Origin of the sequence: Streptomyces sp. NPDC058335, assembly GCF_042723915.1 — a bacterium.
Taxonomy (GTDB): Bacteria; Actinomycetota; Actinomycetes; order Streptomycetales; family Streptomycetaceae; genus Streptomyces.
On the sequence record NZ_JBHXHX010000008.1, the window covers coordinates 230,237 to 252,060 of the forward strand.

General features: G+C 72.4%; 16 protein-coding genes and 2 pseudogenes. 6 read left to right on the forward strand and 12 right to left on the reverse strand.

What is annotated here, in order from left to right; genetic code table 11:
- Positions 1 to 27: 27 nt before the first annotated feature.
- On the reverse strand, positions 28 to 1,527 hold the full coding sequence (locus tag ACFWJX_RS17780; RefSeq protein ID WP_383243492.1) for an acyl-CoA synthetase: 1,500 nt from the start codon (positions 1,525 to 1,527) through the stop codon (positions 28 to 30).
- Positions 1,528 to 1,586: 59 nt separating this feature from the next.
- Entirely contained in the window at positions 1,587 to 1,970 is a 384-nt protein-coding gene (locus tag ACFWJX_RS17785; protein ID WP_383243495.1) for a hypothetical protein, read from the reverse strand.
- A 250-nt stretch (positions 1,971 to 2,220) separates the two neighbouring features.
- Between ACFWJX_RS17785 and ACFWJX_RS17790 the strand changes: the two genes are divergently transcribed.
- Both ACFWJX_RS17790 and ACFWJX_RS17795 read left to right on the forward strand, forming a co-directional pair.
- Entirely contained in the window at positions 2,221 to 2,625 is a 405-nt protein-coding gene (locus ACFWJX_RS17790; protein ID WP_383244019.1) for a MarR family transcriptional regulator, read from the forward strand.
- Positions 2,626 to 2,722: 97 nt separating this feature from the next.
- A complete protein-coding gene (locus ACFWJX_RS17795; protein WP_383243498.1) occupies positions 2,723 to 5,131 on the forward strand; it encodes a penicillin acylase family protein in 2,409 nt (802 codons plus the stop codon).
- Between the two features lie 3 nt (positions 5,132 to 5,134).
- Here the strand turns inward: ACFWJX_RS17795 and ACFWJX_RS17800 are convergent, their stop codons facing one another.
- The 3 genes from ACFWJX_RS17800 to ACFWJX_RS17810 form a co-directional block, all read right to left on the reverse strand.
- Positions 5,135 to 6,688, reverse strand: coding sequence for an acyl-CoA synthetase (locus tag ACFWJX_RS17800; RefSeq protein ID WP_383243501.1), 1,554 nt, complete (start codon positions 6,686 to 6,688; stop codon positions 5,135 to 5,137).
- Complete coding sequence (locus ACFWJX_RS17805; RefSeq protein ID WP_383243504.1) at positions 6,685 to 7,809, reverse strand: NAD(P)H-dependent flavin oxidoreductase; 1,125 nt, start codon at positions 7,807 to 7,809, stop codon at positions 6,685 to 6,687. The genes ACFWJX_RS17800 and ACFWJX_RS17805 overlap by 4 nt, the downstream gene beginning before the upstream one ends.
- 79 nt (positions 7,810 to 7,888) lie before the next feature.
- Positions 7,889 to 8,740, reverse strand: a complete 852-nt coding sequence (locus tag ACFWJX_RS17810) for a helix-turn-helix transcriptional regulator (protein WP_383243507.1) — start codon at positions 8,738 to 8,740, stop codon at positions 7,889 to 7,891.
- Between the two features lie 86 nt (positions 8,741 to 8,826).
- Between ACFWJX_RS17810 and ACFWJX_RS17815 the strand changes: the two genes are divergently transcribed.
- Positions 8,827 to 9,633: an SDR family NAD(P)-dependent oxidoreductase gene (locus ACFWJX_RS17815; RefSeq protein WP_383243510.1), complete on the forward strand. Its 807-nt coding sequence runs from the start codon at positions 8,827 to 8,829 to the stop codon at positions 9,631 to 9,633.
- A 19-nt stretch (positions 9,634 to 9,652) separates the two neighbouring features.
- Here ACFWJX_RS17815 and ACFWJX_RS17820 read toward each other — a convergent pair whose 3' ends face one another.
- From ACFWJX_RS17820 to ACFWJX_RS17830, 3 genes are all read right to left on the reverse strand, one after another.
- The gene (locus ACFWJX_RS17820) at positions 9,653 to 11,227 is read right to left on the reverse strand and encodes a phytoene desaturase family protein (protein WP_383243513.1); all 1,575 of its coding nucleotides are present in this window, start codon (positions 11,225 to 11,227) and stop codon (positions 9,653 to 9,655) included.
- Positions 11,228 to 11,523: 296 nt separating this feature from the next.
- Positions 11,524 to 12,702, reverse strand: coding sequence for an acyl-CoA dehydrogenase family protein (locus tag ACFWJX_RS17825; RefSeq protein WP_383243516.1), 1,179 nt, complete (start codon positions 12,700 to 12,702; stop codon positions 11,524 to 11,526).
- Positions 12,703 to 12,820: 118 nt separating this feature from the next.
- Positions 12,821 to 13,195: a ferredoxin gene (locus tag ACFWJX_RS17830; RefSeq protein ID WP_383243519.1), complete on the reverse strand. Its 375-nt coding sequence runs from the start codon at positions 13,193 to 13,195 to the stop codon at positions 12,821 to 12,823.
- Positions 13,196 to 13,309: 114 nt separating this feature from the next.
- On the opposite strand from ACFWJX_RS17830, the gene ACFWJX_RS17835 reads away from it, so the two are divergent.
- Both ACFWJX_RS17835 and ACFWJX_RS17840 read left to right on the forward strand, forming a co-directional pair.
- Positions 13,310 to 13,675: a DUF6479 family protein gene (locus ACFWJX_RS17835; protein WP_383243522.1), complete on the forward strand. Its 366-nt coding sequence runs from the start codon at positions 13,310 to 13,312 to the stop codon at positions 13,673 to 13,675.
- A gap of 57 nt (positions 13,676 to 13,732) precedes the next feature.
- Entirely contained in the window at positions 13,733 to 14,083 is a 351-nt protein-coding gene (locus ACFWJX_RS17840) for a hypothetical protein (protein ID WP_383243525.1), read from the forward strand.
- Between the two features lie 214 nt (positions 14,084 to 14,297).
- On the opposite strand, the pseudogene ACFWJX_RS17845 reads toward ACFWJX_RS17840, so the two are convergent.
- Together ACFWJX_RS17845 and ACFWJX_RS17850 are read right to left on the reverse strand one after the other, a co-directional pair.
- A pseudogene (locus ACFWJX_RS17845) lies at positions 14,298 to 14,537 on the reverse strand (fructosamine kinase family protein); the annotation flags it as partial.
- Positions 14,538 to 14,631: 94 nt separating this feature from the next.
- The gene (locus ACFWJX_RS17850; protein ID WP_383243527.1) at positions 14,632 to 17,028 is read right to left on the reverse strand and encodes an ATP-binding cassette domain-containing protein; all 2,397 of its coding nucleotides are present in this window, start codon (positions 17,026 to 17,028) and stop codon (positions 14,632 to 14,634) included.
- 310 nt (positions 17,029 to 17,338) lie between these two features.
- Between ACFWJX_RS17850 and ACFWJX_RS17855 the strand changes: the two are divergent.
- Positions 17,339 to 17,599, forward strand: a pseudogene (locus ACFWJX_RS17855) (SpoIIE family protein phosphatase); the annotation flags it as partial.
- Between the two features lie 276 nt (positions 17,600 to 17,875).
- On the opposite strand, the gene ACFWJX_RS17860 reads toward ACFWJX_RS17855, so the two are convergent.
- Positions 17,876 to 18,946 carry a RimK family alpha-L-glutamate ligase gene (locus ACFWJX_RS17860; protein ID WP_383243530.1) on the reverse strand — a complete coding sequence of 357 codons (1,071 nt, stop codon included), beginning with the start codon at positions 18,944 to 18,946 and terminating at the stop codon, positions 17,876 to 17,878.
- A 342-nt stretch (positions 18,947 to 19,288) separates the two neighbouring features.
- The gene (locus tag ACFWJX_RS17865) at positions 19,289 to 21,673 is read right to left on the reverse strand and encodes a phosphoketolase (RefSeq protein ID WP_383243533.1); all 2,385 of its coding nucleotides are present in this window, start codon (positions 21,671 to 21,673) and stop codon (positions 19,289 to 19,291) included.
- Positions 21,674 to 21,824 lie beyond the last annotated feature (151 nt).

The following is a 21,824-nucleotide window of genomic DNA, read 5'->3' on the forward strand; positions in this document are numbered from 1 at the left end:
GGAAAGGCCGACGCCCGGGGACACACGCTATGCGCCGGAGAGGCGGTCCCGCAGCTCCCGCTTGAGGATCTTCCCGCTGGCGTTGCGCGGGAGTTCGCCCATGAAGACGACCCGCTTGGGCGCCTTGAACGCGGGGAGCTTCTCGCGGGCGTGGGCGACCAGTTCGTCCTTCGTGACCTCGCCGCGGGGGACGACGACCGCGGTGACGGCCTCGATCCACTTCTCGTCGGGCAGGCCGATCACGGCGGCCTCGGCGACGGCCTCGTGCGTGTAGAGGGCGTCCTCGACCTGGCGGGACGCGACCAGCACCCCACCGGAGTTGATGACGTCCTTCACCCGGTCGACGATCGTGAAGTAGCCGTGGGCGTCGCGCACGGCGAGGTCGCCGGAGTGGAACCAGCCGTCGCGGAAGGCCTCGGCGGTCTCCTCGGGCTTGTCCCAGTAGCCCTCGCACAACTGCGGGGAGCGGTAGACGATTTCGCCGGGTGTGCCGTCGGGCACGTCCGCGCCGTTCTCGTCGACCACGCGCGCGTCGACGAACAGGACGGTGCGTCCGCAGGAGTCCATGCGGCCCTTGTGCTCGTCGGGGGCGAGGACGGTGGCGAGGGGGCCGATCTCGCTCTGCCCGAAGCAGTTGTAGAAGGCGAGCTTCGGCAGGCGCTCGCGCAGTCGTTCCAGGACGGGGACCGGCATGATCGACGCCCCGTAGTACGCCTTGCGCAGCCCGCCCAGGTCGCGGGTGTCGAAGTCGGGCCGGTTGGCGAGGCCGATCCACACGGTGGGCGGGGCGAAGAGACTGTCGACGCGGCCCGCCTCGATCAGGTCGAACAGCCGGTCGCCGTCGGGTGCGTCGAGGATGACGTTGGTGGCGCCCACGGCGAGGTACGGCAGCAGGAACACGTGCATCTGCGCCGAGTGGTACAGCGGCAGCGAGTGCGCCGGACGGTCGCCGGCGCTCAGGTCGAGGGCGGTGATCGCGCTGAGGTACTCGTGGACCAGGGCGCGGTGAGTCATCATCGCGCCCTTCGGCTGGGCCGTCGTACCGGAGGTGTACAGGAGCTGGACCAGGTCCTCGCCGCGCGGCTCGGGGCCGTCGTACGCGGGGGCGGCGGCCAGCAGGGCGAGGAGCGAGTCGTCGGTGTCGCGCAGCGGCAGCGTCCGTACGCCGTCGGGGAGGCGGCCGGCGAGGTCGGGGTCGGTGAGGACCAGGGTGCTGCCCGACTGGCCGACGATGTACGCGAGGTCGTCGCCGGTGAGGTTCTGGTTGACGGGGACGTGGACCAGGCCGGCGCGGGCGCAGGCGAGGAACGCGACGAGGTAGGCGTCGGAGTTGTGGCCGTAGGCGCCGACCCGGTCACCGGGGGCGAGGCCCTTGCCGAGCAGGGCGCTCGCCGCGCGGGAGACGGCCTCGTCGAGTTCCTCGTAGGTCCAGGTGCGGTCGCGGTACTCCACCGCGACGCGTGCGGGGGTGCGTCGGGCGCTGCGGCGCAGCACCCCGTCGACGGTGCTGCCGTGTCCGGGCGTCATGGCACCTGATCCTCGGCGGGCCGCCTGGGCAGGTCAAGTCACCGGCACGTCCGGCCGGGTCAGGCCACCTCGCCGGCCACCCCGGTCCGTCCGGCCGGGACGCCTTCGATCGAGACGATGGTCTCCGTGCGGATGCCCTCGCCGAGCACGGAGGCCATCGCGTCGGCGGTGGCGGCGATCAGGCGGGCGGGGGCGTCGGGGACCTCCGGCAGGTGGTAGGCGGCCTCGCGCATGCTGAGCGTGACCAGCGGAGCGATCCGGTCGGTGGGGAGGCCGCCGATCCCGCGCCGGTGCCGGGGGATGCCGATCAGGTCGACGCCGACCAGGGTGCGGAACCGTTCGCCGAAGACGGAGCCGACGGCGTCGGACAGGGCGGCGATCAGCCGGGGTTCGACCTTGCCGTCGAGGGCGTCCTCGCCGATGTGCACGGTGTAGTGCGGCATGGTGGGTCTCCGTTCGCGTGGTGCGTACCATGGCGGGCGGTTTTCTAGCCGGACAAAATAGCTTTGGATCCAAAGGTAAGACGAGGAGTGCCGGATGTCCATGCCCGAGTCCCGTGACGGCGGTGCGGAGCGCGGAGACGAGCCGGGTGACGGCATCGCAGCGAGTTCGAGCGAGCCGGGTGACGGCATCGCGGAGGACGGGAGCGAGCAGGGCGGCGTCGACGCGGCGGTCCGTGAGCTGCTGCTGCTCATGCCGCGTCTGGTGGGCGGGGCGAAGCGGATTCCCGTGCCCGAGGCGCTCGACTCCTTCTCGCTCGCACCGCGCCATCTGTCCCTGTTCGCCTACCTGTTGCTCGACGGACCGATGACCGTCAACGAGCTGGCCGCCCGCCTCGATGTCGCCCCGACCACGGTGAGCCTGCTCATCGGTGACCTGAGCCGGAAGGGCATCCTGGAACGGCGTGAGGACGAGCGGGACAGGCGGCGGCGGATCGTCGCCATCGCGACCGCCCACGAACCGGCGATCTCGGCATGGCTCGCCCCGGGAGCCGCCGCCTGGCGCAGGGCCCTGGCGCCACTGACGGACGATCAACGACGGCTGTTCGTCGACACGTTGCTGGCCTACGAGGCGGAAGTCGCCGCGGAGCGGCGGTAAGTCCTGATCCCGCTCAACCCCGGCGCACCGTCCTGACGCGGAACATACCCGCTGGTACGCTCAACCGCTTCTTCCTTCAATGATGTTGGGAGGCACGATGCGCACCCGCCTGAGACGAATCGTCGTCGCCGCCGTCGCCCTGCTCACGGCCGCCACGGGCACACTCCCGGCGACCGCGGCCGACCGGCCCGACGACCGGGACCGCAAGGAACACCCGTCCGCCGGCGGCCTGTCCGCCGTCATCAGATACACCGAGTACGGCATCCCGCACATCCTCGCCCGCGACTACGCGGACCTCGGTTTCGGCACCGGCTGGGCGCAGGCCGCCGACCAGGTGTGCACCGTCGCCGACGGCTTCGTGACCGTGCGCGGTGAGCGCTCGCGGTTCTTCGGGCCCGACGCGGCGACCGACTTCTCGCTCTCCTCCGCCGCCAAGAACCTCTCCAGCGACCTCTACTTCCGCGGGGTTCGCGACACCGGCACCGTGGAACGTCTGCTCGCGCGGCCGGCGCCCGCCGGTCCCAGCCGTACCGCCAAGGAGCTGATGCGGGGCTACGCGGCCGGGTACAACGCCTGGCTGCGGCAGAACCGGATCACGGATCCCACCTGCAAGGGCGCCGCCTGGGTGCGGCCGATCACCACGCTCGACGTGGCCGCGCGCGGCTACGCGCTCGCCGTCCTCGGCGGCCAGGGCCGTGCCGTCGACGGCATCACGGCCGCACAGCCGCCCACCACGTCGTCCGGCACCGCCCCCGACCCCACGCGCACCGCCCGTGCCGCCGCCGAACTCTTCGCCGCCGACTCCGCCGACATGGGCTCCAACGCGGTGGCGATCGGCGGGTCCACCACGGCGAACGGCCGCGGACTGCTGTTGGGCAACCCGCACTACCCGTGGCAGGGCGGCCGCCGCTTCTGGCAGTCCCAGCAGACCATCCCGGGCAGGCTCGACGTGTCAGGCGCCTCGCTGCTCGGCACGCCCACCGTGTCCATCGGCCACAACGCGCACGTGGCCTGGAGCCACACCGTCGCCACCGGCGTCACCCTCAACCTCCACCAGCTCACGCTGGATCCGGCCGACCCGACGGTCTACCTGGTCGACGGCGCACCCGAACGCATGACGAAGCGTTCGGTGACCGTCGCGGTCCAGGGCGGCACCCCGGTGACCCGCACCCAGTGGTGGACGCGCTACGGCCCGGTGGTCACCGGCCTCGGCAGCAGCCTCCCGCTGCCCTGGACGACCACCACGGCGTACGCCCTCAACGACCCCAACTCCACCAACCTCCGCGCCTCCGACACGGCACTCGGTTTCGGAAAGGCCCGCAGCGCGGCGGACGTCCTGGGCTCCCTGCGCCGCACCCAGGGCCTCCCGTGGGTCAACACGATCGCCGCCGACTCGGGCGGCCACACCCTGTTCACCCAGTCCCAGGTGCTCCCCCGCATCACCGACGAACTGGCGCAGCGCTGCTCCACCCCGCTCGGCCGGGCCACCTACCCGGCGTCCGGCGTGGCGGTCCTGGACGGCTCGCGCGGCGACTGCGCGCTCGGCCGAGACGTCGACGCCGTGGAGCCGGGCATCTTCGGGCCGGCCGCGCTGCCCACCCTCCGGGACGCGCCGTACGCGGAGAACTCCAACGACAGTGCCTGGCTGGCCAACGCGGACCGGCCGCTCACCGGCTACGAGCGGGTCTTCGGCACGGTCGGCACCGCGCGCTCCCTGCGCACCCGGGGCGCGCTGGAGGACGTGGCGGCGCTGGCGGACCGCGGCGGTCTGACCGTGCGCGACCTGCAACGGCAGCAGTACGCCAACCGGGTGCCGGCCGCCGATCTGGCCGCCGCGGACGCGGCCAAGGCCTGCGCCGCGCTGCCCGGCGGCACGGCGACCGGCAGCGGCGGTCAGGCGGTCGACGTGAGCGGGGCCTGCCGGGTGCTGGCCGCGTGGGACCACAAGGCCGACACGGGCAGCCGGGGAGCACTCCTCTTCGACCGCTTCTGGCGAAGGTTCCCGACGGCCCAGCAGTGGAAGGTGCCGTTCTCGGCGGCCGACCCGGTGGGCACTCCGCGCACGCTCGGCACGGACGCGCCGGCCTTCGGCACCGCCCTCGCGGACGCGGTCGCCGAACTGCGTGCCGCGAACATCCCGCTCGACTCCCCGCTCGGGGAGCACCAGTTCGTCGTGCGGGGCGGTAAACGCCTCCCGGTGCCGGGCGGCACCGAGTCCCTCGGCGTCTGGAACAAGGTCGAGCCCGTGTGGAACCCGGCGGGCGGCGGCTACACCGAGGTGACGACCGGCTCCAGCTACCTGCAGGCCGTCGGCTGGGACGGCGGCCGCTGCCCGGTGGCCCGGACCCTGCTGACGTACTCGCAGTCCTCGAACCCGGACTCCCGGCACCACGACGACCAGACCCGGTTGTTCTCGGCGGAGAAGTGGGTGACGTCCCGGTTCTGCGAGAAGGACATCCTGTCGTCGCCCGCCCTGCGGGTCGTCCGGGTCGGTGACCACAGGTGACCCTCACACCGGCCTGGTGCGGCCCTCCCAGTACGGCTCGCGCAGCCGTCGTTTGTACAGCTTGCCGTTGGGGTCGCGGGGCATCTCGGCGATGAAGTCGATGCCGCGGGGCCGTTTGTAGCCGGCGAGCCGGTCGGCGCAGTGGGCGAGGAGGTCGGCGGCGAGTCCGGGTCCGGGCTCGTGGCCGGGGGCCGGTTCGACGACGGCCCTGACCTCCTCGCCCCAGTCGTCGTGCGGGATGCCGAAGGCGGCGGCGTCGGCGACGGCGGGGTGCGCGAGCAGGGCGGACTCGATCTCCGCGGGGTAGATGTTGACCCCGCCGGAGATGATCAGGTCGATCTTGCGGTCGCGCAGGAACAGGTAGCCGTCCTCGTCGAGGCAGCCGAGGTCGCCGACGGTGAAGAAGTCGCCGATGCGGTTCTTGCGGGTCTTCGCCTCGTCCTTGTGGTAGCTGAAGCCGCCCGTGCTCATCTTCATGTAGACGGTGCCGAGTTCACCGGGCGGCAGCCGGTTGCCGTCGTCGTCGAAGACGGCGAGTTCGCTGATGGGCCAGGCCTTGCCGACCGTGCCGGGCTTCTTCAACCAGTCCTCGGCCGTCGCGAAGGCGCCGCCGCCCTCGCTGGCCGCGTAGTACTCCTCCACGCAGTGCCCCCACCACTCGATCATCGCCCGCTTCACATGGTCCGGGCAGGGCGCGGCACCGTGGATGGCGTGCCGCATGGAGGAGACGTCATAGTGAGCCTTCACCTCGTCGGGGAGGGCGAGCAGGCGGTGGAACTGGGTCGGGACCATGTGGGTGTGCGTGCACCGGTGTTCGTCGATGAGGCGGAGCATCTCCCGCGGGGTCCACTTGTCCATCAGGACCAGCCGGTGACCGATGTGCAGGGACGCGCCCGCGAACTGGAGCACGGCCGTGTGGTACAGCGGCGAGCAGACGAGGTGCACGTTGCCGTCCGAGGGCCTGATCCCGAAGATGCCGAGGAATCCGCCGAGATACGCCTCCTCGGGCGGCTTGCCGGGCAGCGGGCGCCGGATGCCGCGCGGGCGTCCCGTCGTACCGGACGTGTAGTTCATGACCCAGCCGAGGGTGCGGTCGGTGGGCGCCGACTCCGCTTGCCCGTCGAGGAGTTCGGCGTACGGCCGGAAGCCGGGGACCTCGCCGACGGCGTACCGGTGGGTGGCGGGGAGGGCGGTCTCGTCGGCGGCCCGGCGGGCCTGGTCGGCGAAGCGCTCGTGGGCGAGGAGGACCTTCGCGCCGGAGTCGGAGACGATCCAGGCGATCTCGGGGCCGACGAGGTGGTGGTTGACGGGGACGAGGTAGAAGCCGGCCTGGGTGGCGGCCAGGTAGGCGGTGAAGAACTCGGGCGAGTTGGGCAGGACGACGGCGAAGGCGTCGCCGCGCTCCATCCCGGCCGCGCGCAGCCCGTGGACGAGGCGGTTGGCGGCGGCGTGCAGGCGTCCGGCGGTCCACTCCTCGCCGTCCGGCGCGATCATCACCGTACGGCCGGGGTCCTCGGCTGCCTGGGCCCAGAAGCCGGTGGGGGGTGTGCTCGTCACTGGCCGCTCCTTCCTGCGATGCGGTTGACGCGGTCGAGGGCCCGCTCGAAGCCGCGGGTGAGGTCGTCGAAGACGGCCCGGACGCTGCGGACCTCGTTCATCCGGCCGACGATCTGCCCGACGGGGGTGCCGAGGAGGGGGTCGACCTCGTACTTCTGGATCCGTGAGACGGCCTCGGCGACGAGCAGTCCCTGGAGGGGCATCGGGAGGGTGCCGGGGCCGTCCGGGGAGTCCCAGGCGTCGGTCCATTCGGTACGGAGCTGGCGGGCGGGTTTCCCGGTGAGGGCGCGGGAGCGGACGGTGTCGCCGGAGCCGGCCGCCAGGAGTTTGCGGGTCAGGGCGGACGAGTGCAGGTCGGCCTCGGCGGTGGTCAGCCAGAGGGAGCCGAGCCACACGCCCTGGGCTCCGAGGGCGAGAGCGGCGGCGATCTGCCGTCCGCTGCCGATGCCGCCGGCGGCCAGTACCGGCATGGGGGCGACGGCGTCCACGACCTCGGGGGTGAGCACCATGGAGGCGATCTCGCCGGTGTGACCGCCGGCCTCGTAGCCCTGGGCGACGACGATGTCGATGCCCGCGTCCCGGTGCTTCAGCGCGTGCCGGGCGCTGCCCGCGAGGGCGGCGACCAGCACCCCCTGCTCGTGGGCACGGGCCACCACGTCGGCGGGCGGGGAGCCGAGGGCGTTGGCCAGCAGCCGGATCGGGTAGTCGAAGGCGACGTCGAGCTGACCGCGGGCGACCTGTTCCATCCAGCCGGTGATCCGCCAGCCGGACGCCTCGCCCTCGGCCAGTTCGGGCACGCCGTGCTTGGCGAGGGTGTCCCGGACGAACTGGCGGTGCCCCTCGGGGATCATCGCCTCGACGTCGGCCTCGCTCAGTGTCTGATCTTTCGGCGCCTCGACCTTCTTCGCGGGCATGACGACGTCCAGGCCGTACGGCTTGCCGTCGACGTGCGCCTCGATCCAGTCGAGGTCGCGCTGGAGATCGTCGGGGGCGGTGTAGCGGACCGCGCCGAGCACGCCGAAACCGCCGGCGCGGCTGATGGCCGCGGCCACCGCGGGGAACGGTGTGAAGCCGAAGACGGCGTGCTCGACTCCCAGTTGGTTGCTCAGCTCCGTCTGCATGGGCGCAGGATGCCGCAGCGGTCCGGACGACGGAAGGCCTTTTCTGATACTCCGTCAGATTCTCTGGTCCCCGGCCCCTTCAGCGGGCGACGTCCATCCGCTGGGTCCCGATGACGGACAGCAACCGCAGCGCCTGCTCCGACGGCGAGCCGGGGGTGGCCGTGTAGATGACGACCCGCTGGTCCCGGTCGGTGATGTCCAGGACATCGCAGTTGACGGTGACGGGCCCGACGAGGGGATGGTCGAAGGTCTTGCAGAGGGTGGGCCGGGCGGTCACCTCGTGGGCGGCCCACAGCCGGGCGAACTCCTCGCTCCCGTCGACGAGTTCGGCGATCAGCGCGGTCAGCTCCGGGTCGTCGGGGTAGCGGGCGGCGGCGGCACGCAGATGCTGGGCCGCGGTGCGGGCGAACTCGTCGGCGTCGGACACGCTGTACAGCCGCCGGCCGCCGCCCGGCTGCTGGAGGAAGGCCCGCCGGACGACGTTGCGGTCGCGGCGCGACAGGGCGGAGAAGTCCTCCATGAGGGCGGCGGCCAGGTCGTTCCACGCGATGACCTCGTACGTCGCCGACAGCACGAACGCCGCGGCCTGCGGCAGCCGGTGCAGCAGGTCGACGATGCTCTGCCGCACCTCGCGCGAGGGGCCCGGAGGCGGCCCCTGCGGGGTGCCCGCCAGGTGGTGCAGGTGGTCGCGTTCCGCGTCCGACAGACGCAGGGCACGGGCCAGTTGGGCGAGCACCTCGCGGGACGGGTGCGGGCCGCGGGCCTGCTCCAGGCGCGTGTAGTACTCGGTGGAGATGTACGCCAGCTGCGCGACCTCCTCCCGGCGCAACCCCGGCGTGCGACGGCGCTGCCCGGCGGGAAGCCCCACGTCGGCGGGGGTGATGCGCTCACGTCGGGTGCGCAGGAACTCGGCCAGCTCTCGTCGGTCCACGCCTCCAGTGTGCGGGGGGCCCGGCCGCCCATCCAGGTACCGGCGGTGCCTGGATGGGGTCGGCGACCGGGCGCAGGCTCGTCGGCATGACGAACGCAACGAACATGACCGACGGCACGACCGGCACGACCACCGCGGGGCTGCTCGCCGGCAAGGTCGCCTTCATCACCGGAGCGGGGCGCGGCATCGGCGCCGCGGCGGCGCGGCTGTTCGCCCGGGAGGGCGCCCGGGTGCTCCTCGCGGCCCGCACGGAGGCCCAGCTCAGGGCGGTGACCGAGGAGATCAGGGCCGCGGGCGGCACCGCCGACCACGTCCGCTGCGACCTGGCCGACCCGGCGAGCGTCCGCGCCGCCGTCGACCGGGCCGTGGAGCTGTACGGCAGACTCGACGTCGCCTTCAACAACGCGGCGACGGTCCAGCGGCCCGGCCCGATGGACCAGCTGACGGAGGCCGAGTTCGACCACGTCCACGCCGTCAACCTCAAGGGCCCCTGGGTGGCCATGAACGCCGAGATCGCCGCCATCCGCGCCACCGCGGGCAGCGGCGCCATCGTGAACACCTCCAGCGTCGGCAGCCTCATGGGCAACCCCGCCCTCCCGGCGTACGGGGCGGCGAAGCGGGCGCTGAACAGCCTCACCGCCTCGGCGGCGATGACGTACGGCCCGGAGGGCATCCGCGTCAACGCGATCGCTCCCGGCACCACGATGACCGAGATGATCGACGCGTGGGAGCAGGCCTCACCCGGCATCGTCGACCAGCTCAACGCCCAGACCCCGCTGCGCCGCGGCGCCGACCCCTCGGAGGTCGCCGAAGCCGCGGCGTGGCTGCTGAGCGACCGCGCGTCCTACGTCACCGGGACGGTTCTCCGGGTGGACGGGGGCATGCGGTCCTGAACCGCGCCGGAGGGCCTCATCAGGCGAGATCCTCCAGCACGGCCATCGCCGCGTTGTGCCCGGGCACCCCGCTGACCCCGCCCCCGCGCACCGCGCCGGCGCCGCACAGCAGCACGTTGGCGTGCGGGGTCTCGACGCCCCAGCGGCCGACACCGGCCTGCGCGTACGGCCAGGCCAGGTCGCGGTGGAAGATGTTGCCGCCGGGCAGGCCGAGGTCGCGCTCCAGGTCCAGCGGGGTCTTCGCCTCGATGCAGGGGCGGCCGTCGGCGTCGGTGGCCAGGCAGTCGGCGAGCGGCTCGGCGAGGTGCGCGTCCAGTTGGGCGAGGGTGGCCTTGAGCAGGTCCTCGCGTACGGCGTCGTTGTCCCGTTCGAAGAGACGGGCGGGGGTGTGCAGGCCGAACAGGGTCAGCGTCTGGTAGCCCCGCTCGACCAGGTCCGGGCCGAGGATCGTCGGGTCGGTCAGGGAGTGGCAGTAGATCTCCGACGGCGGGGCGGCGGGCAGGTCGCCGGCCGCGGCCTGGGCGTGGGCGGTGGCCAGTTGGGCGTACCCCTCGGCGACGTGGAAGGTGCCGGCGAAGGCCTCGCGCGGGTCGACGGAGGTGTCGCGCAGCCGCGGCAGCCGTTCGAGCAGCATGTTCACCTTGAGCTGGGCGCCCTCGGCGGGGGCCGGCGGGGTGTCGCCGGTGAGGGCGGCGAGCTGCTGCGGGGAGGCGTTGACGAGGACGTGCCGGGCTGCGGCGACGCCCTCACCGTCGGCGGTGCGGTAGGTGACCTCGGCGCCGCGGCCGTCGGTGTCGATCCGCACGGCCTCGTGCCCGGTGGCGAGGACGGCGCCGGCGCTCCGGGCGGCGTCGGCCAAGGCGTCCGTGAGAGCCCCCATCCCACCGACGGGTACGTCCCAGGCGCCGGTGCCGCCGCCGATCACGTGGTAGAGGAGGCAACGGTTCTGCTTGAGTGACGGGTCGTGGGCGTCGGCGAAGGTGCCGATCAGCGCGTCCGTCAGGACGACGCCCCGCACCAGGTCGTCCGTGAAGTGCTCCTCCACGGCGACGCCGGCGGGCTCCTCGAACAGCATCCGCCAGGCCTCCTCGTCGTCGACGCGCCGACGCAGCTCCTCGCGGGTGGGCAGCGGTTCGGTGAGCGTGGGGAAGACCCGCTCGGCCAGGCGCCCGGTCATGCCGTAGAAGCGCTGCCAGGCCGCGTACTCCCGCTCCCCGCCGGTCAGCCGCGCGAACGCCTCCCGGGTGCGGGCCTGGCCCCCGCCCACGAGCAGCCCGGTCGCCCGCCCGTCACGCTCCACCGGCGTGTACGACGAGATGGTGCGTCCCCGGACGCGGAAGTCCAGCCCCAGATCCCGCACGATCTTCGACGGCAGCAGGCTGACCAGGTACGAGTAGCGCGACAACCGGGCGTCCACACCGGCGAACGGCCGGGTGGAGACCGCGGCGCCCCCGGTGTGGTCCAGCCGCTCCAGCACCAGCACGGACCGCCCGGCCCGCGCCAGATAGGCGGCGGCGACCAGCCCGTTGTGACCACCGCCGACGATGACGACGTCGTAGGCACGACGTCCGGGGTCTCCCTCGTGTGCAGGCATGGTTCTTCGTAACACGGGGCGATCCGGCCGGGCCAGGGTGGCGCGGCGGATGACACGCCCGCCGGGCGGCGGCCCGCGCCGGGCAGGCCCAGACAGCCCGGCCCACCAGCGAGTCGCTCGTGACGGAGGAACCCCTGGCCGATGGACCCCGTCAGACCGCCGCGCTCCTGGTCACGGGTGCGGCCAGTAGCCCCGACGCCCTGCCGGACCCGATGGTTCGGCTGTGCGCGGGCGGCCGTCGAGGGCATCCGGGACGGGCGGGCGTGCACGGAGCTGGGCCGGGACCGAGCGCCCCGCTAACGCCGCACCCGCGGCATCCCCAGGCCGATCCAGGAGATGATCTCCCGCTGGATCTCGTTGTTGCCGCCGCCGAAGGTGAAGATCACGGCGGAGCGGTAGCCGCGTTCGAGTTCGCCGTGCAGGACGGCGCCGGCCGAGCCCTCCTGGAGGGCGCCGGGGGCGGCGACGACCTCCAGCAGCCAGGCGTACGCGTCACGGCGGGCCTCGGAGCCGTAGACCTTGACGGCGGAGGCGTCCTGTGGGGTGAGGGTGCCGTTCTGGAGGGCGGCGACCATCTGCCAGTTGAGGAGCTTGAGGGCGTCGAGTTTCACGTGGGTGCGGGCGAGGAGGAGGCGGACCCAGGGCAGGTCGACGACGCGGCGGCCGTCGGCGAGCTTGGTCCCGGTCGCCCAGCGCTGGACGTCGTGCAGGGCCCGGATGGCCATGGTGCCGTGCGCGGCCAGTGTCACGCGCTCGTGGTTGAGCTGGTTGGTGATCAGCCGCCACCCCTGGTTCTCGGCACCGACCCGGTGGCTGACGGGGACGCGCACGTTCTCGTAGTAGCTCGCGGTGGTGTCGTGCGAGGCGAGCGTGCGGATGAGCGTGCAGGAGTAGCCGGGGTCGGTCGTCGGCATCAGCAGCATCGTGATGCCCTTGTGGGGCGGGGCGTCGGGGTCGGTGCGCACGGCGAGCCACACCCAGTCGGCGGTGTCGCCGTTGGTCGTCCAGATCTTCTGGCCGTTGACCACGTATTCGTCGCCTGCCCGCACCGCGCGCGTCTTCAGGGCGGCGAGGTCGGTGCCCGCGTCGGGTTCGCTGTAGCCGATGGCGAAGTCGATCTCGCCGGCGAGGATCTTCGGCAGGAAGTACGCCTTCTGCTCGTCCGTGCCGTACCGCATGATCGTCGGGCCGACCGTGTTGAGCGCCATCAGCGGCAGCGGGACACCCGCCTGGGCGGCCTCGTCGAAGAAGACGAACTGTTCGGTCGGTGTCAGCCCGCGCCCGCCGTACTCCTTCGGCCAGCCGACGCCCAGCCAGCCGTCCGCACCGAGCCGGCGGATGGTCTCGCGGTAGAAGCGTTTCGCGGCGACCGGGTCGGCGTGCCGCGCGTAGGCGTTGTCCGGTACCAGCTCGGCGAAGTAGGCACGCAGTTCGGTGCGCAGCCGCAACTGCTCGGGCGTGTGGTCGAGGTGCACGGCGCCTCCTGGATTCCCAAGGCCGGTCTCCTGACGGCGCACACCGTAGAACGTGTTTCAGAAATTGGGAATGCCGGTCACCGACCCGGGACGCGGATCGGCTGCCGCTGCCACCACCTCACTCCAGCGTCTCCAGGAAGTCCGTGCAGGCCCGAGCGCACGCGCGGCACGCGGCCGCACCGTCCTCGGCACCCGGATGCCGCTCGAAGACATGCGCGGTCTCCAGGCACAGGGTCCGGCACCACTCCACCTGGACCCGGATGCCCGCCTCGTCCACCCGGTTGTCCTCGGACAGCACACGGCAGGTCGCGTCGCAGACCTCCGCGCACATGATCCCTTTGCGTCGTACGAATTCCTGCTGTTCGGTTCCGTCCGGATCCACGAGGCTCGCGCGCAGCGCGCAGGCCCGCGCACACTCGGTGCACGCCTGGGCGCATGCGAAGCGGTCCTCCAGGAACCGGAAGAGCTCCTGTTGGGATGTCGTCGAAGTCACACAGCGCGGGTAGCCGCGACGGGCCCCACCAAACGCGACGGGCGCGAACCGGGCACGGAGAGCGACAGGAGCCGCCAGGCGGTTCGCGGCCGATTGGTGGGGTATTCGCCTGATATGAGTAGCGCAAGCATGCAGTTGGCCGCCTCGAGCGGCCTGCTCAGCGTGGGCATGTTCGTCGTCGGCGCGGCCCTCGTGTCCCTGCTGGCCGGCAGCTTCTGGCTGGGCTCACGCATCAAGCAGCGCGAGCTGCCCCGGCCACGCCCCGACGAGCAGCCGCATCTGCCCCCGGACGGACCCGTGCACGAGGTCCGGGAGTACCGGGAGCCCGACGAGGTACCGCGGACCCCGAAGGGGGGCCGCGCCCTCACCCCGTACGAACTGACCAACATGCAGACCCGGCCGAGTACGTCGAAGGAGCCGCGGCGCTGGAGTCCGGGCAGCAGCGGATCGTTCGGCGGGGGTGGACTGGGCGGCCACTGAGCCCCGCCCCGCGCACCAGCCCACCGTTCCCAGGCCATCGCGAACGGAGTGAGATCCATGGCCGACGAAGGTCGCAGCACCCTGCCCCTGCCCGACTACGACCACCTGCCCATCGGCGGTCTGGAGAGCCGCGTACGGTCGCTCACCGCCGGGGAGGTCGAGGAACTGCTCGCCTACGAACGGACGCACGCCGACCGCCTCCCGGTGACCGAGGTCCTGACGTCCCGACTGGAGCAGTTGGAGGCGGGCGCCGAGCCGACCTCGGGCGACCCGGGAGCCCTGCGCCCGGAGCAGTCCGCGGGGCGCTCCGGTTCCCCGGTGTCGCCGGCGACCTCGCCGCAGCCGTTCGGTCCGCCGCCGCACGGCACCCCGGATCAGCGGGGCAAGCCGAAGGGCGACCGGGCGTAGCGTCTCCCGGTGCACGTTCAGCCAGGGTCCGGCCGATGGCCGGGCCCTGGCGTACGTCTCTGGCGGCGCGGGTCCGGCTACGACCGCGCCGCTCCGGCCACCGCCTCCTCGGCCTACGTCCGGCCGAACAGCACGCGGCCGGACAACTGCTCGGTGACGGCCACTCGGAGTGTGGACGTGGTGTCCCATCGGCGCGGCCATCCTCGCGCACGAGCAGCTGGTGCAGGCCGACACGGTCCTCCCGGCCTGCCGCGAGGGGCGCTACGTCCTGACAGCCGTCCAGCACCTGGTCCAGGTGGGGGCAGCCGAACAGGTCCAGCATCGCGAGGTCGGTCTCGCGGTGTCCGCCGTGTGCGGCCGGGTCGATGAGCCGGGCGGGTCCGTCGGCGCCCCACAGCACGTTGCCGTTCCGCAGGTCGCCGTGGAGCCGGGCAGGCGGTTCCGCGGGGCCGGCTGGGCAGCCGCTCGGGCGCCGTCACGACCGGCCCCCAGCGGCCAGGCCGGCGGCACGTCGGGAGACGCCACCCGAACCACGACGACGTCGTGCGTCAGGCGCCCACGTACTCCGCGAGATGCTCGCCCGTCAGCGTCGAGCGGGCCGCGACCAGGTCCGCCGGGGTGCCCTCGAAGACGATCCTGCCGCCGTCGTGACCTGCGCCGGGGCCGAGGTCGATGATCCAGTCGGCGTGGGCCATGACCGCCAGGTGGTGTTCGACCACGACGACCGACTTGCCGGAGTCGACCAGCCGGTCCAGCAGGCCGAGCAGTTGCTGGACGTCGGCGAGGTGCAGGCCGGTGGTCGGTTCGTCGAGTACGAAGACGGATCGGCTGCCGCCCTTGTCACCCATGTGGGTGGCCAGCTTGAGCCGCTGCCGCTCGCCTCCGGACAGGGTGGTGAGCGGCTGGCCCAGGGTGAGGTAGCCGAGCCCGACGTCGGCGAGCCGGCCGAGGATGCGCTGCGCGGCCGGGGTGTGCGCCTCGCCGGAGCCGAAGAACTCCTCGGCCCTGGCCACCGGCATCGCGAGCACCTCGCTGATGTCCCGGCCGCCGAGGTGGTAGTCGAGCACCGCCGTCTGGAACCGCTTGCCCTCGCAGTCCTCGCAGGTGGTGGCCACGCCGGCCATCATCGCCAGGTCGGTGTAGATGACGCCCGCGCCGTTGCAGGTGGGGCAGGCGCCCTCGGAGTTTGCGCTGAACAGGGCCGGCTTCACGCCGTTGGCCTTGGCGAACGCCTTGCGGACCGGGTCGAGCAGTCCGGTGTACGTCGCCGGATTGCTGCGCCGCGAGCCCCGGATCGGGCTCTGATCGACCGACACCACGCCCGCATCGCCGGGGATCGACCCGTGGACCAGCGAACTCTTGCCGGAGCCGGCGACACCGGTGATGACGGCGAGCACGCCGAGCGGGATGTCCACGTCGACGCCCTGGAGGTTGTGCGCCGTCGCGCCGCGGATCTCCAGCGCTCCGGTGGGCTTGCGCACGGACTCCTTGAGGGCCGCCCGGTCGTCGAGATGGCGGCCGGTGACGGTGCCCCCGGCCCGCAGCCCTTCCACGGTGCCCTCGAAGCAGACGGTGCCGCCCGCCGTACCGGCGCCGGGGCCGAGGTCGACGATGTGGTCGGCGATCGCGATGGTCTGCGGCTTGTGCTCCACCACGAGCACGGTGTTGCCCTTGTCCCGCAGGCGCAGCAGCAGGTCGTTCATCCGCTGGATGTCATGGGGGTGCAGACCGGCGGTGGGCTCGTCGAAGACGTAGGTGACGTCGGTGAGCGAGGAGCCGAGGTGGCGGATCATCTTGACGCGTTGCGCCTCGCCGCCCGACAGGGTGCCCGCCGGCCGGTCGAGCGAGAGGTAGCCGAGGCCGATCTCCGCGAACGAGTCGAGGGTCTGCCGCAACGCCGTGAGCAGCGGCGCCACCGACGGCTCGTCGAGCGTGCGGACCCATTCGGCCAGGTCGGTGATCTGCATCGCGCAGGCGTCGGCGATGCTGATCTTGTCGATCTTCGACGAGCGGGCACCCTCGCTGAGCCGGGTGCCGTCGCACTCGGGGCAGACCGTGAACGTCATCGCCCGTTCCACGAAGGCGCGCACATGCGGCTGGAGCGCGTCGATGTCCTTGGCCAGCATCGACTTCTGGATCTTCGGGATCAGACCCTCGTACGTCAGGTTGATGCCCTCGACCTTGATCTTGGTCGGCTCCTTGTGGAGGAGGTCGTGCAGCTCCTTCTCGGTGTAGTCGCGGATCGGCTTGTCCGGGTCGAAGAAGCCGCAGCCGCTGAAGATACGGCCGTACCAGCCGTCCATGCTGTAGCCGGGGATCGTGAGCGCGCCCTCGTTCAGCGCCTTGCTGTCGTCGTAGAGCTGGGTGAGGTCGATCTCGGAGACCGTGCCCCGGCCCTCGCAGCGCACGCACATGCCGCCGGTGCGGTTGTAGGTCGCCTTCACGGTCTTCTTGGCACCGCGCTCGACGGTGATGCCGCCGCTGGCGCGCACCGAGGCGGTGTTGAAGGAGTAGGCGCTGGGCGGGCCGATGTGCGGCTCGCCGAGCCGGCTGAAGAGGATGCGCAGCATCGCGTTGGCGTCGGTGGCGGTGCCGACGGTGGAGCGGGGGTCGGCGCCCATCCGCTGCTGGTCGACGATGATCGCGGTCGTCAGCCCGTCGAGGACGTCGACGTCGGGCCGCGCCAGCGTCGGCATGAAGCCCTGCACGAAGGCGCTGTACGTCTCGTTGATCAGCCGCTGCGACTCGGCCGCGATCGTGTTGAACACCAGAGAGCTCTTGCCCGAGCCGGACACACCCGTGAACACGGTCAGCCGGCGCTTGGGGATCTCGACGCTGACGTCCTTGAGGTTGTTCACGCGCGCGCTGTGCACACGGATCACGTCGTGGGTGTCGGCAGCGTGCGGCGCTGGCGGCTGGGTGGCCGTCCTCTTCGCGGTGCTCATCAACTGGCTCCATCCGTTGTGCGGGCCGGCCTTCGCGGTCTCCGTCGGCGTCGCTCTCACGCTATGTGCTGCCCGGGGACCGGCGCTTCTCGATTCCTGACCGAACCGGTCCGTCCTGGCGGGGCCAGGGGCGAAAGCGTGCCATACCGTCCAGATCAGCGGCGGAGTACGGCCCGAGCGGCCGGTGGCGCACACCCGGACCGCGATCGGCCGGCTTCGGCCACGAACGGTCAGTAGGCGACATCCCGGAGCGGGGCGGGAGTGGAGGCGCCGTGATGGCCTGAATCGTCGCGTACAGCCGCGGCAGCTGATGCGGGCGCTGGACACCTGCGTCGCCGACCTGGACGTGCCCGACCAGCTCGTCACCTGCTGCTCTCCGGTGATCACCCCGGACCCGGGCACGGTGACGATCTGTTCGGCGGGCCATCTGCCGGTTCTGGTGGCCGGGGCCGGAAGGGGCGTGCGGGCGCTCGACTGTCCGGTCAACATGCCTCTCGGCGTCGGCGACGTTCCCTTCGAGCGGGCGCGCGCGCAGATACCCCCGGGGGCGGCCCTGGTGCTGTACACGGACGGCCTGATCGAGACGCCGGGCAGCGACATAGAACTCCGCATCGACGAACTCACCGTGCTGATACAGGAGTTGTTCGCCGACGCGCCCTGTCTGGGAAGCGGCCGACCGGGTGCTCGCGGGTCTGCTGCCGGACCCGGAGAGCCACCACGACGACGTGACCCTCCTGCTGGCGCAGCTCCCGGCGGCGTAGGCATCCGGGCGCGGCGCGCCGCGCGTCCGTGCCCTCGTCCCACGGTCCGGGAACGCGGACCGTGGGACGAGGGCGGACGACCCGGTTCAGGCCGGGGCGGTGAAGCCCCGGCGGCCGGTGGGGATCGCCTGGGTGAGGTGCGGCTGCCGTGCCGTGCGACGGCCGCTCGCCGTCAGCGCGTAGGCGTCCAGGTGGGCCTTGATGTACGGGACGGCCACGGTCTCGAGTTCGCCGTCCACGAACGCGGGCTGGACGTTGACCTCGAAGACGACGCCGCCGTTCTCCACGGCCAGGTCGACGCCTGCGAAGGGCAGGCCGACCGACGCGGTGGCGGCGACGGCGAGTTCGGTGAGGCGGGGCGGCAGGTCCGGCGGGTCGATGTGGACGGGGGTGGCGCCCTGGCAGGTGTTGCAGGGGGTGTCGGGGGCGGGCTGGAGATGTTCGCGGGCGTGTACGACGCGCCCGCCGAGGACGAAGACGCGGAACTGGTGGCGCAGTCCGTCGGCGGTGAAGTTGCCCGCGTCGCGGGAGAGCATCCAGTCGGTGCCGTGCTCGGCGTAGTAGACGGTGGCCGCCTCCAGTTGGGCGGGGGTGGTGACGTGGAAGGTGTCGTTGCCGCCGGTGCCGACGACGGGCCGCGCCCAGGTGTCGCCGCCGAGCCGCTCGAACGCCTCGGCGGCCTCCCGTGCGGTGGGGCGGGACAGGACGGCGGTCTCCATCTGGGCGATCCCGTCCCGGCGGAAGCGTTCGACGGTGAGGTTCTTCTCCGTGGCGGTCCGCCACGCGTCGGGGCCGGTGCCGAGCGTGACCACGTCATGGCGGTCCAGGAGTTCCTGGAAGCCGGCGAGGGCACGGCGGCGGTGCGGCGGGATCTCGTACAGCACGACGATGTCGGGCACGAAGTCCAGACCCTCCTGCGGGACTTGCAGTCGTAAGCGGCCTCCGTCACGGACGCCGCGACCGGTGGCTTTGACCGCTCCGGTCGCTCCGGTCTCTCCGGCTCCTCCCGTCGCTCGGGTCGCTCCCGTCGCGAAGTGGCGGGAGTCGACGCGCACGGGCGGTGCGCCGGTGAGCAGTTCCACGGCGTCGGCGAGGTACTCGCTGCATTCTTCGGGCGACGTCGGGTCGGCGATCAGGGCGATGCACGGTCGGGACACAGCGGCCTCCAGTGGCTCTCGACGCGCGCTCGTACCGCGGGCCCGGTCGCGCGGCCCGAACGGCGTCACGGTGTGTGGTGCCTGTCGCGCGGGTGGTCCTCGCACCCGTCGCCCTGGGAGCCGCGCCGGTGTGCGGGCCGGGCCGGGCCCGGACTGCTGCCGGGGCCGGGGCCGGCCGGGGACCACGCATGGGTGGGGCTCGCCCCGTCGGATCGTGCCGCGGGGCTGGCCGACCACTGTAAGCACCGGGCCCGGCCCGGTGACAGGGCGCACGGCCGCCCGGCTCCTGCCCCTGCCTCTGCGCCGTCCGCCCCGGACCGTGCGCCCTGCCCGGCGCCCGGGTCAGCCCTCCCAGGCCCAGTCGGCGACCTCCGGCAGATCGGTGCCGTGGACGCGGATCCAGTCGTGGTGGCGCAGCCGGGCGTCCTCCATCCGCTGGCGTACGGCCGCGGCGCGCACGGCGAGGCCGGGGACGCGGTCGATGACGTCCATGACCAGGCGGTAGCGGTCGAGGTCGTTGCGGACGACCATGTCGAACGGCGTGGTCGTGGTGCCGATCTCCTTGTAGCCGCGCACATGGAGGTGCCGGTGGCCGGTGCGGCTGTAGGCGAGGCGGTGGATCAGCCACGGGTAGCCGTGGTAGGCGAAGATGACGGGCTTGTCGGCGGTGAACAGGCCGTCGTACCTGAAGTCGCTCATGCCGTGCGGGTGTTCGCCGCTCGGCATCAGGCAGGCGATGTCGACGACGTTGACCACGCGGACGGCCAGCTCGGGCAGGTGGCGGCGGAGCAACTGGGCGGCGGCCAGCACCTCCTGGGTCGGTACGTCGCCCGCGCAGGCGAGGACCACGTCCGGTTCGCGGGTGCCGTTCTCGGTGCCGGCCCAGTCCCAGATCCCGGCGCCGCGGGCGCAGTGGACGCGGGCCTGGTCCATGGTCAGCCAGTCGAAGCAGGGCTGCTTGCCGGCGACGACGACGTTGACGTAGTCCCGGCTGCGCAGCACGTGGTCGGCCACCGACAGCAGCGTGTTGGCGTCCGGCGGCAGATAGACGCGTACGGCTTCGGGGCTCTTGTTGAGGATGTGGTCGACGAAGCCGGGGTCCTGGTGGGAGAAGCCGTTGTGGTCCTGGCGCCACACGTGCGACGTGAGCAGGTAGTTGAGGGAGGCGATCGGGGCACGCCAGGGCAGCCGGCGGGTCACGCGCAGCCACTTGATGTGCTGGTTGACCATCGAGTCGACGATGTGCACGAACGCCTCGTAGCAGGAGAACAGCCCGTGCCGGCCGGTGAGCAGATAGCCCTCCAGCCAGCCCTGGCAGGTGTGTTCGGAGAGGATCTCCATCACCCGTCCGTGCCGGTCGAGGTGTTCGTCGACCTGGAGGGTCTGCGCCTGCCAGGCCTTGCCACTGGCCCCGTACACGGCCTGGAGGCGGTTGGAGGCGGTCTCGTCGGGGCCGACCAGCCGGAAGTCGCGCCGCGCGGCGGTGGAGCGCATCACGTCCTCCAGCATTTCGCCCAGGACGCGGGTGGGTTCGTGCAGGGTCGTGCCGGGTTCGTCGACGGGGACGGCGTACGACTCCAGGGCGGGCAGCGGGAGTTCGCGCAGGAGGAGTCCGCCGTTGGCGTGCGGGGTGGCGCCGAGACGGCGGGGGCCGTCGGGGATCCAGGTCAGTACGTCGTGCCGGGGGGCGCCCTGCTCGTCGAAGAGTTCCTCGGGCCGGTAGGAACGCAGCCACGTCTCCAGCTGGCGCAGGTGCTCCGGGTTGTCCCGTACGGCGGACAGCGGGACCTGGTGGGCGCGCCAGGTGCCCTCCACGGGCAGGCCGTCGACCTGCGCGGGGCCGGTCCAGCCCTTCGGGGTGCGCAGCACGATCACCGGCCAGCGGGGGCGCTCGCCGGCGGCCTCCTCGCGGGCGGCCCGCTGGATGGCGGCGATGCGGTCCAGGGCGGTGTCCAGGGCCTCGGCCATCGCGCGGTGCACGGCGGTGGGGTCGTCGCCGGTGACATGGATCGGGTCGTGGCCGTAGCCCCGCAGCAGTTCGTCGAGTTCCGGTTCGGGGATGCGGGCCAGCACCGTCGGGTTGGCGATCTTGTAGCCGTTGAGGTGGAGGATCGGCAGGACGGCGCCGTCGTGGACCGGGTCGAGGAACTTGTTGGAGTGCCAGGAAGCGGCCAGCGGTCCGGTCTCGGCCTCCCCGTCGCCGATCACGCAGGCGACGAGCAGGTCCGGGTTGTCGTAGGCGGCGCCGTAGGCGTGGGAGAGCGCGTAGCCGAGTTCGCCGCCCTCGTGGATGGAACCGGGCGTCTCGGGCGCGACGTGGCTGGGGATGCCGCCGGGGAAGGAGAACTGCTTGAACAGCCTGGCCATGCCGGCCGCGTCCCGTGTGACGTCGGCGTACGTCTCGGTGTACGAGCCCTCCAGCCAGGAGTTGGCGACCACCGCCGGCCCGCCGTGGCCGGGACCCCACACGCACAGGGCGTCCAGGTCACGGTCGCGGATGACGCGGTTGAGGTGGGTGTACACGAGGTTCAGCCCCGGGGTGGTACCCCAGTGGCCGAGCAGCCGCGGCTTGACGTGCTCCGGGCGCAGCGGCTCGGTGAGCAGGGGGTTGGCCATGAGGTAGATCTGGCCGACGGACAGGTAGTTCGCGGCGCGCCAGTGGGCGTCCAGCGTCCTCAGCTCGTCGTCGGTGAGGCGGGCGGACGCCTGCTGGGTGTCGACGGACATCTGGGGGTCCCTTCCGGATCGGTTCGGCGGTAGATGCGCGGGAAGTGCGGGGCCGGTCCGTTCCTTCCCACCCTCTCCCGGCCACCGGGTACCCGCCACGGCCGACCGGCCCATCCGGAGGAGCCGGGGCCCGGACAGGGGCCCTCGATGG

Excerpts from the sequence above, each read along its gene's own strand:
- ACFWJX_RS17780 (WP_383243492.1), bottom strand. The coding sequence starts at position 1,527 with ATGACGCCCGGACACGGCAGCACCGTCGACGGGGTGCTGCGCCGCAGC.
- ACFWJX_RS17785 (WP_383243495.1), bottom strand. The coding sequence starts at position 1,970 with ATGCCGCACTACACCGTGCACATCGGCGAGGACGCCCTCGACGGCAAG.
- ACFWJX_RS17790 (WP_383244019.1), top strand. The coding sequence starts at position 2,221 with ATGCCGCGTCTGGTGGGCGGGGCGAAGCGGATTCCCGTGCCCGAGGCG.
- ACFWJX_RS17795 (WP_383243498.1), top strand. The coding sequence starts at position 2,723 with ATGCGCACCCGCCTGAGACGAATCGTCGTCGCCGCCGTCGCCCTGCTC.
- ACFWJX_RS17805 (WP_383243504.1), bottom strand. The coding sequence starts at position 7,809 with ATGCAGACGGAGCTGAGCAACCAACTGGGAGTCGAGCACGCCGTCTTC.
- ACFWJX_RS17815 (WP_383243510.1), top strand. The coding sequence starts at position 8,827 with ATGACGAACGCAACGAACATGACCGACGGCACGACCGGCACGACCACC.
- ACFWJX_RS17820 (WP_383243513.1), bottom strand. The coding sequence starts at position 11,227 with ATGCCTGCACACGAGGGAGACCCCGGACGTCGTGCCTACGACGTCGTC.
- ACFWJX_RS17835 (WP_383243522.1), top strand. The coding sequence starts at position 13,310 with ATGAGTAGCGCAAGCATGCAGTTGGCCGCCTCGAGCGGCCTGCTCAGC.
- ACFWJX_RS17840 (WP_383243525.1), top strand. The coding sequence starts at position 13,733 with ATGGCCGACGAAGGTCGCAGCACCCTGCCCCTGCCCGACTACGACCAC.
- ACFWJX_RS17850 (WP_383243527.1), bottom strand. The coding sequence starts at position 17,028 with ATGAGCACCGCGAAGAGGACGGCCACCCAGCCGCCAGCGCCGCACGCT.
- ACFWJX_RS17865 (WP_383243533.1), bottom strand. The coding sequence starts at position 21,673 with ATGTCCGTCGACACCCAGCAGGCGTCCGCCCGCCTCACCGACGACGAG.